Genomic DNA, 14,491 nt, shown 5'->3' with positions numbered 1-14,491 from the left:
CCCGCCCCCGGCCCCCGGGGGATACGCCCCGGCACCCCCCGCCGCCGGGGGGGGGGCGCACCCCCCGGGGGGGGGGGCCCCCCCCGGGGCCCCCCCGCCCCTCCGGCCGTTCCCGACTAGCGGCCGGCGTCGCCGTGGGCCAGGTCGCCCCTGAAGTCCGCCGCGCGCACCGGGAGCGGGACCGGGGTGGACTGCTGCACCCAGGGCTCGTCCCAGACGAAGGTGTTGCCCATGATGTCGCCGTGGGTCTGCCACACGGCCCCGGTGGGCGTGATCACCTTGACGAAGGCGTCGTTGCCCTGGGCCTCGATGGCGATGCCGCAGGCGGTGGCCGGGTAGTTCAGGTTGGCCGGGTCCGTCATGGTGGGCACCGTGTTGGTGAGGTCCTGCCACACGATCGGTCCGCCGGGCGTGGCCGCCTTGCCGACGAACGCGTTGCCGCCGTAGAGCGCGGCCTGGAAGTCCTCGCTGTTGGACGGGCTGTACGTGTCGATGTCCACGCACGGGCCGGTCGGTCCGGTGGGGCCGGTCGGGCCCGTCGGTCCGGTCGGGCCCGTGGGGCCCCTGTCGCCCTTCGGACCCTGGGGGCCCCTGTCGCCCTTCGGACCCTGCTTGCCCGGGTCGCCCTTCTCGCCCTTCGGGCCGCGCGGGCCACGCGGGCCGCGCGGGCCCGTGGGGCCGGTCGGGCCCTTGCAGCCGGTGGTGCCGCCCGCGACCGTCCTCGGCGCGTCGGCCCCGGGGCCCTCCTGAGCCAGGGCCTCCTCCAGGGAAGAGGTGTCCGGGGCACCCGGAAGGGCCCGGTGCTTGCAGCCCGTCATCGGGTTCGACACCGACGACTCCGAAGCCGGGGTCTTCGGCGTTCCCCACGCGGAGGCGGTCGGCGCGAAGCCGGTGAGGACGATCGCGGCCGAGGCCAGCGCGCCGCCGCCGAGCCAGACACGCCGCCGGGGCAGCGGGCCGAACGGGGACCGGGTCCTGGGGTCAGGACGCATAAGGGTGCTCCTTCCTCCGCCGGCACCCATCGGCGCCGGCGCGAAAGCCGGTGGATCCGCCCGGACACACCGCCCGGGCCTGGATCGTGGGATGAACTTCCCATCAGGTCATCGGACCGCCTTCGCGGGGACTTGACGGGTTCCGGGGCACTCTCAACGCCATGGCGTAGCGGTGACAGTCGAATGGACGCGTACACGACGGCGAACGTGAAGGGCCCTCACGGCGTGCCGCCGCCGCGCCCCCGCAGGGCCGTGCCTACCGTCGCCCCCCGACCGAACCGCGAGAAGTGGTGTTGCCATGCGGCCGTCCCTCTGCTTGTGCATGATCGTCAAGAACGAGTCCTCGGTCATCGAGCGATGTCTCGCCTCCGTCCGCGACCTCGTGGACACCTGGGTCATCTCCGACACCGGCTCCACCGACGGCACCCAGGACCTCATCAGGAAGGTCCTCGACGGGATCCCCGGCGAGCTCGTCGAGGAGCCCTGGGTGAACTTCGGGCACAACCGCAGCCTGAACCTCGCCCGCGCGCGGGCCCGGCTCGGCGCGGCCGGCCGGGACGGCTTCCTGCTGCTCCTCGACGCCGACCACGTGCTGCGCCAGGACGGACCGCTGCCGGAGCTGACGGCCGACGCGTACATGCTGCGCCACGAGGGGGACCTGGAGTACCGGATCAAGCGCCTCGTCCGGGCCGGCCTGCCGTGGCGGTACGAGGGCGTCACCCACGAATACCTGACCGCCGACCGCGACCACGAGCAGCGGAACCTGGACGCGCTGGTCATCGAGGACCACGCCGACGGCGGCTCGCGGCACGACAAGTTCGAGCGGGACGCCCGGCTGCTCGGCGCCGAGCTCGTCCGCGACCCGGACAACACGCGGACGGTCTTCTACCTCGCCCAGACCATGCGGGACCTGGGCCGCACGGGGGAGGCGATCGCCCTCTACGAGCGGCGCGCGGCGATGGGCGGCTGGGGCGAGGAGGTGTACTACTCGCTCCTCCAGGCCGGGGTGCTGGCCGCCGAGTCGGGCGACTGGCCGGCCGGGCAGGACGCCCTCGTCCGCGCCTGGGAGGCCCGCCCCCGGCGACTGGAGGCGGTCTACGAACTCGCCTCCCGGCACCGCGCGGCCGGCCGCCACCACACCGCCCACGCCCTGCTGTCGGCCGTCCTCGACCGGCCCGAGCCCACCGAGGACATGCTCTTCCTCCACCCGTGGGTCTACCGCTGGGGACTGCTCTTCGAGTACTCGATCACCGCCTACTGGGTCGGCGACCACGCGGCCTCGCTCGCCGCCTGCGACCGGCTCCTCGCCCTGCCCGACCTGCCCGCCCGGCACCGCGAGCGGACCGCCGCCAACCGCGAGTTCGCGGTCCGGGCCCTGGGCGTGCCAGCCCCGGCCTGAGCCGGCACGCCCGGGTGACGGGGGCTCAGCGGACGCGGGAGCGGGCCTCCATCGCCCCGCGGGCCGCGGCCTCCGACTCGTACACCTCGCACATGTGCCGGCCGTCCGGCGTGGCCGTGTGCTCGACCTCCCAGAGGCTCAGCTCGGTGCCGTCGAGCAGCAGGAACTGGTGCTCGTAGAGGGTGAAGCCGACCTCCCGGCCGCCCTCCACGGGGCAGTTGCGGCCGAAGACCTGGGTGATGTGGTGGGCGAAGGCGATCCGCAGCCGGCGGGCGGTCCGCTCGGAGGGCCGGTCCGCGTTCTCCGCGCGGCGCAGGACGCGGCGGGCGTGGTCCGCCGAGTTGTCCGGCACGTACATCCGGGGCTGGGCCGGTATCGGGTGGGCGAGCAGCGCGCCCAGCGCGGCCAGGTCGTCGTCCTCGCCGAGCGGACGCCCGTCGGCCCGCTCCACGGTCCACTCCGGCAGCGGCCCCGCGGGCAGCCGGGAGGCGGCGAGCCGGACCTCCGCCTCCTCCGCGTACAGCTCGTGCTGCTCGGTGCCGTCCCGGCCGGCGTTGTGCACGAGCTCCCAGAGGACGAGGGCGCTGCCGTCGGGCAGCAGATAGGCGTGGCGGTAGGTGGTGCGGCGCAGCGAGGAGCTGTGGTGCGAGGAGTGCAGCGAGGTGGAGTGGGCGAGCGCCGACTCCAGGCGCTCCACCGTCGCGTCGGGCAGGTCGAAGGAGTTGAGCGCCCGGCCGAGCAGCCGCTCGACGTGCGTCTCGGTCGTCTCGTACGGATCGTGGTGATCCCGCGGATCGTTCAAGAGGGTCTCCAGGCCGTCGCCGCATGTCACTTGGTGCTTGCTTAACGTAGTCCCTGGGTCCGACAACGGGGTCGGGTTACGGAGAACGAGGGGCCCCCGGCGGAAGTTCCCGGACGGCCGGCCCCCTCAACCGCCCCGGGACCACCGGGAGTACGGGCCCCCGGCCGGGCCGTACAGCTCCCCGTACGAGGGGAAGTCGCCGCCCGGACCCCGCCGGCCCCCGGGGGCGGCGAGCACCGCCCGGACGATCGCCCGGGTCACCAGGTCGGCGCCGGCGGCCAGCAGCTCGTTCAGGGCGAGCGGCCCCGGCCCGGCGGGCAGGTCCCGGACCCCGGTGGCGAGCGCGAAGACGGTGTCGCCGTCGTTCATCAGGTGCACCGGCCGGATCGCGCGGGCGATGCCGTCGTGCGCCGTGCCCGCCAGCTTCTGCGCCTGGGCACGGGTCAGGACCGCGTCCGTGGCGACCACCGCGAGCGTGGTGTTCAGCGGCGGCGGGACGGAGGAGGCCCGCGCCTCGGCGAGCCGCCGGACCGCCGCCTCGTGGACCTCGCGCGGCGGCCGGCCGGGCCACCCGCCCCCGGCAGGACCGCCCTCCGCGTCGCCCCTGGCAGGACCGCCCTCGGCATCGTCCCCGAAGAGGCCGCCGTACAGGACGCCGGTGGCCGGGTCGACGGCCGAACCGACCGCGTTCACCACCACCAGGGCGCCGACCGTGATCCCCGACTCCAGGCGGAGGCCCGCCGTGCCGACGCCGCCGCGCATCCCGCCGACCACCGCCCCGGTCCCGGCGCCGACCGCGCCCGCCGCCACGCGCGCGTGGTCCCCGCCCGCCGCCGCGGCCTCCACCGCGGCCCGGCCGGTGGCGGCGTCCGGCCGGGCCGTGAAGTCACCGCCCCGGCCCAGGTCGAAGACGCACGCGGCCGGCACGACCGGCACCACGTGCTCCGGTGCGGGCCCGACCCTGACCCCCCGGTGCCGCTCCTCCAGCCAGGCCATCACCCCGGCGGCGGCCTCCAGGCCGTACGCGCTGCCGCCGGTCAGGACGACCGCGTCGATCCGCTGGACCACGTTCCTCGGGTCGAGGGCGTCCGTCTCCCTGGTCCCCGGCCCGCCGCCGCGCACGTCCACGGCGGCCACCGCCCCGCCCTCCGGGGCGAGGACGACGGTGGTCCCGGAGAGCGCCCGGGGCCCCGCCACGCGCGCGTGCCCGACGCGCACGCCCGGCACGTCGGTGATGCCGTCGGGGAAGAACACCGGAGCCTCTGTCATGTCCTCTTCCTACCGCAGATCCCCGCCCCGGGTACCGGCCACGGCCCCCCACCACGGCCGTCCGCCACAGCCGTCCGCCACGGCCGACCGCCACAGCCGTCCGCCACGGCCGTCCGCTCCGCCCCGCCCGCCTCCCGCGGGCCGTCACGAGAAGCCCTCAGGAAGGACGGGCCGTCCCGGTGGCCGGAGTGCGCGCGGTCAGCGTCACCCCGACCGCCACCGCGGCCGCCACCACCAGACCGGCCGCGAGCACCGCCCAGCGGCCCGCGAAGGAGCACAGCAGGACCGCCGCCGACGCCCCCGGAAGCACCGCCTGCTGGGCGAGCCCCACCTTGAAGCGGCGGGCGTGCAGCAGCCACACCGACAGCAGGAACACCGCCGTCGGAACCGTCACCGACAACGAGGCGGCGAGCACGCCGATGTGGGCCTTGCCGACGGCCTGCTCGACCGCGATCTCCAGCCCCGCCCCGATCGCCGCCGCCGACGCGAAGATCACGTAGTGGCCGTACCCCCACAGGAAGCCCTGCCGGCTGTCGGTCAGCCGGTCGTGCGCCGGGACGACGAAGTAGATCCACCAGGCGGCGAAGACGATCAGCAGCCCGCCCGCCGCGATCGGCAGCAGCTCGTTCAGGGCGTCGTTCTCCACCACCCCCGTCTTCACGGCCACGGTCGCCGCCGCCACCGACTCGCCGAGCACGATGATCGTGAAGAGCCCGTACCGCTCCGCGATGTGGTGCGGATGCCAGGTGCTCGGCGCGTCCTTCTCCGCGTACACCGGCACCGCCAGCTCCGCCAGCGCCATCACCAGGAACACCCACGGCCGGGCCCCCTCCGGCACGAACAGCAGCGCCAGCCAGCCGACCTGCGCCGCCAGGACCCCGCCCGCGTACCGCCGGCACATCGTCCGCTCCTCCGGCGACGACGCGTGGCGCGCGGCCCGCAGCCACTGCGAGGCGAGCGCGAGGCGCATCACCAGGTAGCCCAGGTAGACGACGAGGAAGTCGTGCTCCTCGAACGCCCGCGAGACACCGGCGGCGAGGACCAGCACACCGGCGATCTGCACGAGCGTCACCACCCGGTACAGGACGTCGTCGTTGTCGTAGGCCGAGGCGAACCAGGAGAAGTTCATCCAGGCCCACCAGATCGCGAAGAAGACCATCGCGTAGTTCACGACGCCCTCGCCGGCGTGCCCCTCGGCGACCGCGTGCACGAGCGACGCGCCCGCCTGGGCGACGGCGACGACGAAACACAGGTCGAAGAAGAGCTCCAGCGGCGTGGCCGTCCGGTGCGCCTCCGCGCGGGAACGGGCGGTGAGCGGCAGGAAAGGTTGCGTCATGGGGCCAGGACAGCACGCCCCCCACCCCGCCGCCTCCCGCCGCGCGGAAGGCCGCCCCCTGCCCCAGCCGCCTCCCGCCGCGCGGAACGCCGCCCCCACCCCCGCCGGGGCCCGACCGGCCCGCACCCTCCCGCCCCGCCGGGGCCCGACCGGCCCGCACCCGCCGGGACCTAGGGCCGCCGCGGAAGCCGACCTAGGCCCGCCCGCCCTCGCGACCATCGGCACTGACGCCGCCCCGGCCCCCGGCGGAGCCTGGAAAGGCAAGGGAAAAGCCTCGAAAAGGCTCATGAACGTCAGGGAAGTCAGGGAAGCGCCATGAGTTCCGTAGTCCAGGACAGCAGGACCACGGGCGGGTCACCCGCCTCGTACGACACGGAGCAGTACCGCCCCGGCCGGACCGTCACCGACTGGGAGCCGGAGAACGAACTCTTCTGGAAGTCGTTCGGAAAGAAGGTCGCCCGCCGCAACCTGTGGATCGCGGTCCCCGCCCTCCTCGTCGCCTTCGTCGTCTGGCAGGTCTGGTCGGTCACCGCGACCAACCTGAAGGACGTCGGCTTCGGCTTCTCCACCTCGCAGCTGTTCTGGCTGACCGCCGTCCCCGGCCTCACCGGCGGCACCGCCCGGATCCTCTACACCTTCCTCGGCCCGATGATCGGCCAGCGGCGGTTCACCGCCCTGTCGACGGCCGTCCTCGTCGTCCCGCTGCTCTGGCTGGGCGTCGCCATCCAGGACCCCACCACCCCGTACGGCGTGATGGTCGTCATCGCCGCCCTCTGCGGCATCGGCGGCGCCAACTTCGCCTCCTCCCTCGCCAACATCGGCTTCTTCTTCCCCAAGGCGAAGAAGGGCAGCGCCACCGGCATCAACGGCGGCCTCGGCAACCTCGGCGTCTCCGTCGTCCAGCTCCTCACCCCCCTCGTCATCACCTGGTCGACGATCGCCATCGGCTCCGCCCAGCACAAGGCCGACGGCACCCCGGTGTACCTCCAGAACGCCGCCTTCGTCTGGGTCCCGGTCGTCCTCGTCCTGGCCGCCGTCGCCTGGTTCGGCCAGAACGACCTGAAGGTCGCCTCCACCCCGTTCAAGCAGCAGAAGATCATCTTCAAGCGCAAGCACACCTGGCTGATGACCTGGCTGTACGTCGGCACCTTCGGCTCCTTCATCGGCTTCGCCGCCGCCCTGCCGATGCTGATCAAGACCACCTTCCCGGACTACTCCGTCGCCACCTACGCCTGGATGGGCCCGGCCGTGGGCGCCCTCGCCCGCTGGGCCGGCGGCTGGATCGCCGACCGGTGGGGCGGCGCCCGGGTCACCGTCCTGTCCTTCGTCGGCATGGCCGCCTCGATCGCCGGCGTGATCGCCTTCCTGCCCTCGGGCGGCGACGGCGGCGACTTCCACGGCTTCTTCTTCTGCTTCCTCGCCGCGTTCCTCTTCTCCGGCATCGGCAACGGCTCGACCTTCCGCCAGATCCCGGTGATCTTCCGCGGCACCCACCTGAAGGGCCTCACCGAGGGCACCCCCGAACACGCCGGGGCCCTCAAGCAGGCCGAGATGGAATCGGGCGCGGTCACCGGCTTCACCTCCGCGATCGCCGCCTACGGCTTCTTCTTCATCCCGGCCCTCTTCGGCTCGGTCGCCGTCACCAGCGCGATGTGGGGCTTCGTCGCCTTCTACGTCAGCTGCATGGCCGTGACCTGGTGGTTCTACGCCCGCAAGGGCGCCGAGGCACCCAGCTGAGCCGGCCCCGCCGACCCCGAGAAAGGCCCCGCCCCGGCGGGGCCTTTCCGCACGCCCGGGGCGGGACCTTGGGCCATCGAGAGGTGACCATCGCCGCCCGAAATGATCGATCAGAAGGAGTGCAATGGAGGCAAGCGAAAAAGCTGATTCGAGCGATCGAGAAGGCGGTGCGGGCAGTGACTGCGACCCCTGCTGAGGCAACGGTGAACGACGGCGCCTGGAAGGGCTTCAAGGGCGGGCTCTGGCGCGACGCCATCGACGTCCGCGACTTCATCCAGCAGAACTACACCCCGTACGAGGGCGACGACTCCTTCCTCGCCGGCCCCACCGAGCGGACCACCGCCGTGTGGAAGGCGATCACGGACAGGTTCCCCGAGGAGCGCGCCAAGGGCGTGTACGACGTCGCGTACGACGTCCCCTCCACCATCACCGCCCACGCCCCCGGCTGGATCGACCGCGACAAGGAGCTCATCGTCGGCCTCCAGACCGACGCCCCGCTGAAGCGGGCGATCATGCCCTACGGCGGCTGGCGGATGGTCGCCGGCGCCCTGGAGACCTACGGCTACCCGGTCTCGCCGGAGCTGGAGAAGGTCTTCACCGAGTACCGCAAGACCCACAACGCCGGCGTCTTCGACGCGTACACCCCGGAGATCCGCGCCGCCCGCAAGGCCGGCGTCGTCACCGGCCTCCCCGACGCCTACGGCCGCGGCCGCATCATCGGCGACTACCGCCGCGTCGCCCTCTACGGCGTCGACCGCCTCATCGCGGTCAAGCGGGACGAGAAGGCCGAACTCGACGCCCTCCCGGCCGGCGGCCGCTCCCTGGAGGAGACCATCCGGCTCCGCGAGGAACTGGCCGAGCAGATCAGGGCCCTCGGCGAACTGAAGACGATGGCCGCCTCGTACGGCTACGACGTCTCCGGCCCCGCCACCACCGGCCGCGAGGCGATCCAGTGGCTGTACTTCGCCTACCTGGCCGCCGTGAAGGAGCAGAACGGCGCCGCGATGTCGCTCGGCCGCACCTCCACCTTCGTCGACGTCTACCTCCAGCGCGACATCGAGGCCGGCCTCCTCACCGAGGAGCAGGCCCAGGAACTCGTCGACGACTTCATCATCAAGCTCCGCATCGTCCGCTTCCTGCGCACCCCCGAGTACGACGAGCTGTTCTCCGGCGACCCGACCTGGGTCACCGAGTCGATCGCCGGCATGGGCGAGGACGGCCGCCCGCTCGTCACCAAGACCTCCTTCCGCTACCTCCAGACCCTCTACAACCTCGGCCCGGCGCCCGAGCCGAACATGACCGTCTTCTGGTCGCCGGCCCTCCCGCAGGGCTTCAAGGAGTTCTGCGCGAAGGTCTCCATCGACACCTCGTCGGTGCAGTACGAGTCGGACGAGCTGATGCGCCCCCGCTTCGGCGACGACACCGCCATCGCCTGCTGCGTCTCGGCGATGCCCGTCGGCAAGCAGATGCAGTTCTTCGGCGCCCGCGTGAACCTCGCCAAGACCCTCCTGTACGCGATCAACGGCGGCCGCGACGAGAAGTCCGGCGCCCAGGTCGGCCCCGCCACCGGCGCCATCGCCTCCGAGGTCCTCGACTACGACGAGGTCATGGCCAGGTTCGACGAGCAGATGGAGTGGCTCGCGAACGTCTACGTCCACGCCCTGAACGTCATCCACTTCATGCACGACAAGTACGCGTACGAGCGGATCGAGATGGCGCTCCACGACCGCGACGTGCGCCGCACCATGGCCTGCGGCATCGCCGGCCTCTCGGTCGCCGCCGACTCCCTCGCCGCCATCAAGTACGCGAAGGTCACCCCGGTCCGCGACGAGACCGGCCTCGCCGTCGACTACGTGGTGGAGGGCGACTACCCGGCCTACGGCAACAACGACGAGCGGGCCGACGAGATCGCCGTCCGGCTGGTCGAGGAGTTCATGCGGAAGGTCCGCAAGCACCCGACCTACCGCGACGCCGAGCACACCCAGTCCGTCCTCACCATCACCTCGAACGTCGTCTACGGCAAGAAGACCGGCAACACCCCCGACGGCCGCCGCGCCGGCGAACCGTTCTCCCCGGGCGCCAACCCCATGAACGGCCGCGACACCCACGGCTACGTGGCCTCCGCCCTGTCGGTCGCCAAGCTGCCGTACGAGGACGCCGAGGACGGCATCTCGCTCACCAGCACCGTCACCCCCGACGGCCTGGGCCGCACCCCCGGAGAACGCGTCAAGAACCTCGCCGGCGTCCTCGACGGCTACATGGCGAGCGACGGCTTCCACATGAACGTCAACGTCCTCGACCGCGACGTGCTGATGGACGCCATGGAGCACCCGGAGAACCACCCCCAGCTCACCATCCGGGTCTCCGGCTACGCGGTGAACTTCGTCCGCCTCACCCGCGAACAGCAGCTCGACGTCCTGAACCGGACCTTCCACGGCTCCCTCTGAGCCCCACCCCGGAAAAGAGAAAGGGGGGGAGGGGGCCCCTCCCCCCCTCCCCCCAGCCCCACCCCTCCCCGCCCCACCCACCGCCCTTCCTCCCCCAGGAGGCCCCGCCATGGCCACGCTTCTCGGTCCGGACGTCCCCGCCGCCCCCGTCCGCCCCGCCGCCCCGGCCCGCCCCGCCGCCCCGGTCCGGGCGGTCACGCCGGCGGCCGCCGCGACCCACCGGCCCTCCGAGGGCTCGGTGCACTCCTGGGACCTGTCCACCGGCGTCGACGGGCCCGGCACCCGCTTCGTCACCTTCCTCTCCGGCTGCCCGCTGACCTGCCTCTACTGCCACAACCCGGACACCTGGCGGATGCGCGACGGCAAGCGGACCTCCGCCGACGACGTGATCGCCGAGGCGTCCAAGTACGTCCGCTTCATCTCCGTCTCCGGCGGCGGTGCCACCGTCTCCGGCGGGGAACCCCTCCTCCAGCCCGTCTTCACCGGCGAGCTGCTGCACCGCCTCAAGCACGAGCTGGGCCTGCACACCGCCCTCGACACCTCCGGTTTCCTCGGCGTCCGCGCCACCGACGCCCTGCTGCGCGACACCGACCTCGTCCTCCTCGACATCAAGTCCTGGAACCCGGAGACGTACCGGAAGGTCACCGGCCGGCCGCTGCGGCCCACCCTGGACTTCGCCCGCCGCCTCGCCGACCTCGGCCAGGAGGTGCACGTCCGGTTCGTCCTCGTCCCCGGTCTCACCGACGACCCGGCCGACGTCGAGGGCGTCGCCGCCTTCGCCGCCGGACTCGGCAACGTCTCCCGCGTCGACGTCCTCCCCTTCCACAAGCTGGGCGAGGCCAAGTGGCAGGCGCTGGGCAGGCCCTTCACCCTCCACGACACCCCGTCGCCGGGCCCCGAGCAGGTCGCGGCCGTCCGCGAGGTCTTCCGGGCCCACGGCCTGGACGCCGTCTGAACCTCCCCCCGCCCTCCGGCCCGCGGGGCGCTCCCGGACCGTCCCGCGACACGTTCACTCCTCCGAGGGGCAAAACAGGCTCAATGGGTACATACGTCCTACCGTGGCCCCGTGACCGAGCCACCGCAGACCGCCGAGCCCCTCCCCGCGCCGGACGGCCCCGCAAGACCCGCGCCGGGTGCCACCGCGGCCGCGCCGGCACCCCAGACCCCCGCGGCCGTCCGCCGCCGCGCCGTCCTCGCCGGCACCGCCGTCTCCGCCCTGCTGATCCTCGCGATCGTCCTCGGCAGCCGACTGCTGCGCGACTTCGACTCGGCCCTGCTGCCCTACGCCGTCGCCACCGTCTTCCTCGCCTTCGGCGTCGCCTACCGCTACACCGTCTGGATCTCCGCCCCCGGCGCCCGGCGCCTCTTCCGCCAGGGCTGGCGTTCCTTCTTCTCCGCCGCGAACTTCCGCCGGGCCCCCACCGCCCTGCCGAAGATGATCGCCACCTACCTCGGCTTCCAGAAGTTCCTCGGCGCCCGCTCGCACGCCCGCTGGGCCGCCCACCAGCTCCTCTTCTGGGGCTGCGTCCTCGCCGCGCTCATCACCTTCCCCCTCACCTGGGGCTGGTTCACCTTCACCTCCGGCACCGGCGACGGACCCGGCTACGAGATGCGGATCTGGGGCTTCAAGGTCCTCGGCTTCGACTCGCTCAACATCATCGGCTGGCTCATGTTCCACGGCCTGGACATCGCCGCCGTCCTCGTCATCGCCGGCGCCTCCTACTTCCTGTGGCGGCGCATGAAGGACCGCGGCGCCATCACCGGCCAGCGCTTCGCCTACGACCTGATCCCGCTGATCGCCCTGATCGTCATCTCGGTCACCGGCCTGCTGCTCACCTTCTCGTCGATCTTCCTGCACGGCGGCGGCTACGAGTTCCTGGCGATCCTCCACATGGTCTCGGTCGTCTTCACCCTCATCTACATCCCCTTCGGGAAGTTCTTCCACATCGTCCAGCGGCCCGCCGCCGTCGGCATGCAGCTCTTCAAGTACACCTCCCGCCGCAAGGACGAGGAGCTGAAGGACTGCCGACGCTGCCACGAGCCCATCGACACCCCCGAGTACGTCGACAACCTGCGCGGCACCATGAAGGACCTCAAGCTCGGCTTCGACGAATGGGCCGAGTACTGCCCCCGCTGCAAGCGCGTCCTCCGCGGCAACGCCTACCTCGACCACGTCAAGAAGGGCTTCAAGTAAGTGACCGCGACCGACCCCTCCCGGGCAGTGCCGCTCGACCCCTCCGTCGCCCCGCCCGGGACGCGGAACTTCCGGGACGCCGGGGGGATCCCCGCCGACCGCTGGCACGCCGACCAGAACGAGGAGACCCTCGTCCCCACCCACTGCTGCTTCTGCGGCGTGCAGTGCGGGATGTACCTGCGGGTCGACCGCGCCGGCAAGGTCTTCGGCGTCGAACCCCGCAACCACGACATCAACCGGATGCGGCTCTGCCCCAAGGGCATCAACGCCTACCAGCAGGTCAACCACCCCGACCGGCTCACCGCCCCGCTCCTGCGCCGGAACCGCGACGAGCCGTTCCGGGAGGTCGGCTGGGAGGAGGCGCTCGACCACACGGTCGCCGAGATCCGCCGCATCCAGGCCGAGTACGGCAACGACGCCTTCGGGCTGCTCGGCGGGGCCAGCCTCTACTCCGAGAAGACCTACCTCGTCGGCAAGTTCGCCCGGGTCGCGCTGAAGACCAGGCACGTCGACTACAACGGGCGCCTGTGCATGGTCTCCGCCGCCGGCGCCAACAAGCTCGCCTTCGGCATCGACCGGGCCGGCAACCCCTTCTCCGACATCCTCCTCACCGACTGCCTCCTCATCGCCGGCTCCAACGTCGGCGAGTGCTTCCCGGTGATGACCCAGTACCTGTGGGGGGCCCGCGACCGCGGCGCCACCCTCATCGTGGTCGACCCCCGGCAGACCGCCATCGCCCGCACCGCCGACGTCCACGTCGCCCTCAAGCCCGGCACCGACTCGGCCTTCTTCAACGCGGTGCTGCACGTGATCGTCGCCGAAGGGCTCACCGACGAGGCGTACCTCGCCGCCCACACCACCGGCTGGGACGAGGTCAGGGCCACCGTCGCCGAGTACCCGCCGTCCCGCTCCGCGCGGATCTGCGGCGTCCCCGAGGAGCAGATCGTCCAGGTCGCCCGCATGTTCGCCGGCGCGGACAAGGCCATGGCCTGGCACGCCCGCGGCGTCGAGCACCACTCCCAGGGCGTCGAGAACTGCCTCACCATCATCAACCTGTGCGTCGCCACCGGGAACATCGGGAAGCCCGGCGCCGGCTACGGCACCATCACCGGCCAGGGCAACGGCCAGGGCGGCCGCGAGCACGGCCAGAAGTCCGACCTCCTGCCCGGCGGGCGCTCCATCTCCAACCCCGAGCACCGCCGCCAGATCTGCGAGATCTGGGGCATCGAGGAGTCCGAACTCCCGCCCGCCGGCACCTCCATGATGGAGATGGTCTGGCAGATGCAGCGCGCCGAGATCCGCGGCCTCATCGGCATCTGCAACAACCCCTTCGTCTCCCTCCCGAACTACGCCACGGTCAAGGAGGGTTACGACACCCTCCAGTTCCACGCCCAGTTCGACTTCTTCCTCTCCGAGACCGCCGCCAACGCCCACGTCGTCTTCCCCGTCACCGTCTGGGCCGAGGACGAGGGCGTCATGGCCAACGCCGAGGCCCGCGTCGTCAAGCACAACAAGGCCCAGGAGCCGCCGGCCGGCGTCCGCACCGACACCTGGGTCATCTGTGAGCTCGCCAAGCGGCTCGGCGCCGGCGACAAGTTCGCCTTCCCCGACTCCCGCTCCGTCTTCGAGGAGCTGCGGATCGCCTCCGCCGGCACCGTCAACGACTACTACGGCATCACCTACGAGCGCCTGGAGGAGACCGGCGGCATCGCCTGGCCCTGCCCCACCACCGACCACCCCGGCACCCCCCGCCTCTTCGAGGACGGGCGCACCTACCACCCCGACGGCAAGATCCACCTGCAGGTCGTCGAGTGGCACCCGCCGATGGACCCGTACAGCGAGGAGTACCCGCTCTCGCTCACCACCGGCCGGACCGTCGCCCACTTCCTCTCCGGCAACCAGACCCGCCGGCTCGGCGCCCTCGTCGAACAGACGCCCCGGCCCTGGGTCGAGGTCCACCCCTCGCACGGCTTCCGCAACGGCGACCCGGTCCGGGTCGTCACCCGCCGCGGCAGCGAGGTCTTCCCCGCCCTGGTCACCGAGGCCATCCGCCCCGACACCGTCTTCGTCCCCTACCACTGGCCCGTGCCCACCGCGGCGAACGCGCTCACCATCGACGCGCTCGACCCCCGCTCGAAGATCCCCGAGTACAAGGTCTGCGCGGCCCGGATCGAGGCCGCCGAACGCGTCGACGAGGTGCCCGCCCCGCCGACCGCCCCCGGGCGGCTCGCCTACCCCGAGACCCAGGTCGCCCGCACCGACCCCCTGCCCCCCACGTCCCCGCAGGGCCGTGGCACCGCGGAGAGGAGCTGACC

General features: G+C 72.6%; 10 protein-coding genes. 6 read left to right on the top strand and 4 right to left on the bottom strand.

Annotation, left to right across the window (positions count from 1 at the left end):
- Positions 1 to 116: 116 nt before the first annotated feature.
- Positions 117 to 992: a hypothetical protein gene (locus AB0E83_RS27100; RefSeq protein WP_362117131.1), complete on the bottom strand. Its 876-nt coding sequence runs from the start codon at positions 990 to 992 to the stop codon at positions 117 to 119.
- 322 nt (positions 993 to 1,314) lie between these two features.
- On the opposite strand from AB0E83_RS27100, the gene AB0E83_RS27095 reads away from it, so the two are divergent.
- Positions 1,315 to 2,391, top strand: coding sequence for a glycosyltransferase (locus AB0E83_RS27095; RefSeq protein WP_362117128.1), 1,077 nt, complete (start codon positions 1,315 to 1,317; stop codon positions 2,389 to 2,391).
- A 25-nt stretch (positions 2,392 to 2,416) separates the two neighbouring features.
- On the opposite strand, the gene AB0E83_RS27090 is transcribed toward AB0E83_RS27095, so the two are convergent.
- The 3 genes from AB0E83_RS27090 to AB0E83_RS27080 all read right to left on the bottom strand — a co-directional run bounded on the left by AB0E83_RS27090 (position 2,417) and on the right by AB0E83_RS27080 (position 5,798).
- Positions 2,417 to 3,193, bottom strand: coding sequence for a DUF6227 family protein (locus tag AB0E83_RS27090; RefSeq protein ID WP_362117125.1), 777 nt, complete (start codon positions 3,191 to 3,193; stop codon positions 2,417 to 2,419).
- Positions 3,194 to 3,319: 126 nt separating this feature from the next.
- The gene (locus AB0E83_RS27085) at positions 3,320 to 4,462 is read right to left on the bottom strand and encodes a P1 family peptidase (protein WP_362117122.1); all 1,143 of its coding nucleotides are present in this window, start codon (positions 4,460 to 4,462) and stop codon (positions 3,320 to 3,322) included.
- Positions 4,463 to 4,619: 157 nt separating this feature from the next.
- Positions 4,620 to 5,798, bottom strand: a complete 1,179-nt coding sequence (locus tag AB0E83_RS27080) for a low temperature requirement protein A (RefSeq protein ID WP_362117119.1) — start codon at positions 5,796 to 5,798, stop codon at positions 4,620 to 4,622.
- A 315-nt stretch (positions 5,799 to 6,113) separates the two neighbouring features.
- Between AB0E83_RS27080 and AB0E83_RS27075 the strand changes: the two genes are divergently transcribed.
- From AB0E83_RS27075 to AB0E83_RS27055, 5 genes are all read left to right on the top strand, one after another.
- Entirely contained in the window at positions 6,114 to 7,535 is a 1,422-nt protein-coding gene (locus AB0E83_RS27075; protein ID WP_362117116.1) for a NarK family nitrate/nitrite MFS transporter, read from the top strand.
- 167 nt (positions 7,536 to 7,702) lie between these two features.
- Complete coding sequence (gene pflB, locus AB0E83_RS27070; protein WP_362117113.1) at positions 7,703 to 9,982, top strand: formate C-acetyltransferase; 2,280 nt, start codon at positions 7,703 to 7,705, stop codon at positions 9,980 to 9,982.
- Between the two features lie 109 nt (positions 9,983 to 10,091).
- Positions 10,092 to 10,937 (top strand): pyruvate formate-lyase-activating protein, encoded by an 846-nt coding sequence (pflA, locus tag AB0E83_RS27065; RefSeq protein WP_362117110.1) that lies wholly within the window; start codon positions 10,092 to 10,094, stop codon positions 10,935 to 10,937.
- Positions 10,938 to 11,048: 111 nt separating this feature from the next.
- Positions 11,049 to 12,176 (top strand): MFS transporter, encoded by a 1,128-nt coding sequence (locus tag AB0E83_RS27060; RefSeq protein WP_362117107.1) that lies wholly within the window; start codon positions 11,049 to 11,051, stop codon positions 12,174 to 12,176.
- Entirely contained in the window at positions 12,177 to 14,489 is a 2,313-nt protein-coding gene (locus AB0E83_RS27055) for a molybdopterin oxidoreductase family protein (RefSeq protein WP_362117104.1), read from the top strand.
- Positions 14,490 to 14,491: the final 2 nt, after the last annotated feature.

Source organism: Streptomyces sp. NPDC035033 (assembly GCF_040636735.1).
Taxonomy (GTDB): domain Bacteria; phylum Actinomycetota; class Actinomycetes; order Streptomycetales; family Streptomycetaceae; genus Streptomyces.
Note: the sequence above shows the minus strand (reverse complement) of the source record. Positions and strands in the feature narration are given on the sequence as shown.

Excerpts from the sequence above, each read along its gene's own strand:
- AB0E83_RS27100 (WP_362117131.1), bottom strand. The coding sequence starts at position 992 with ATGCGTCCTGACCCCAGGACCCGGTCCCCGTTCGGCCCGCTGCCCCGG.
- AB0E83_RS27095 (WP_362117128.1), top strand. The coding sequence starts at position 1,315 with ATGATCGTCAAGAACGAGTCCTCGGTCATCGAGCGATGTCTCGCCTCC.
- AB0E83_RS27085 (WP_362117122.1), bottom strand. The coding sequence starts at position 4,462 with ATGACAGAGGCTCCGGTGTTCTTCCCCGACGGCATCACCGACGTGCCG.
- AB0E83_RS27080 (WP_362117119.1), bottom strand. The coding sequence starts at position 5,798 with ATGACGCAACCTTTCCTGCCGCTCACCGCCCGTTCCCGCGCGGAGGCG.
- AB0E83_RS27075 (WP_362117116.1), top strand. The coding sequence starts at position 6,114 with ATGAGTTCCGTAGTCCAGGACAGCAGGACCACGGGCGGGTCACCCGCC.
- pflA (WP_362117110.1), top strand. The coding sequence starts at position 10,092 with ATGGCCACGCTTCTCGGTCCGGACGTCCCCGCCGCCCCCGTCCGCCCC.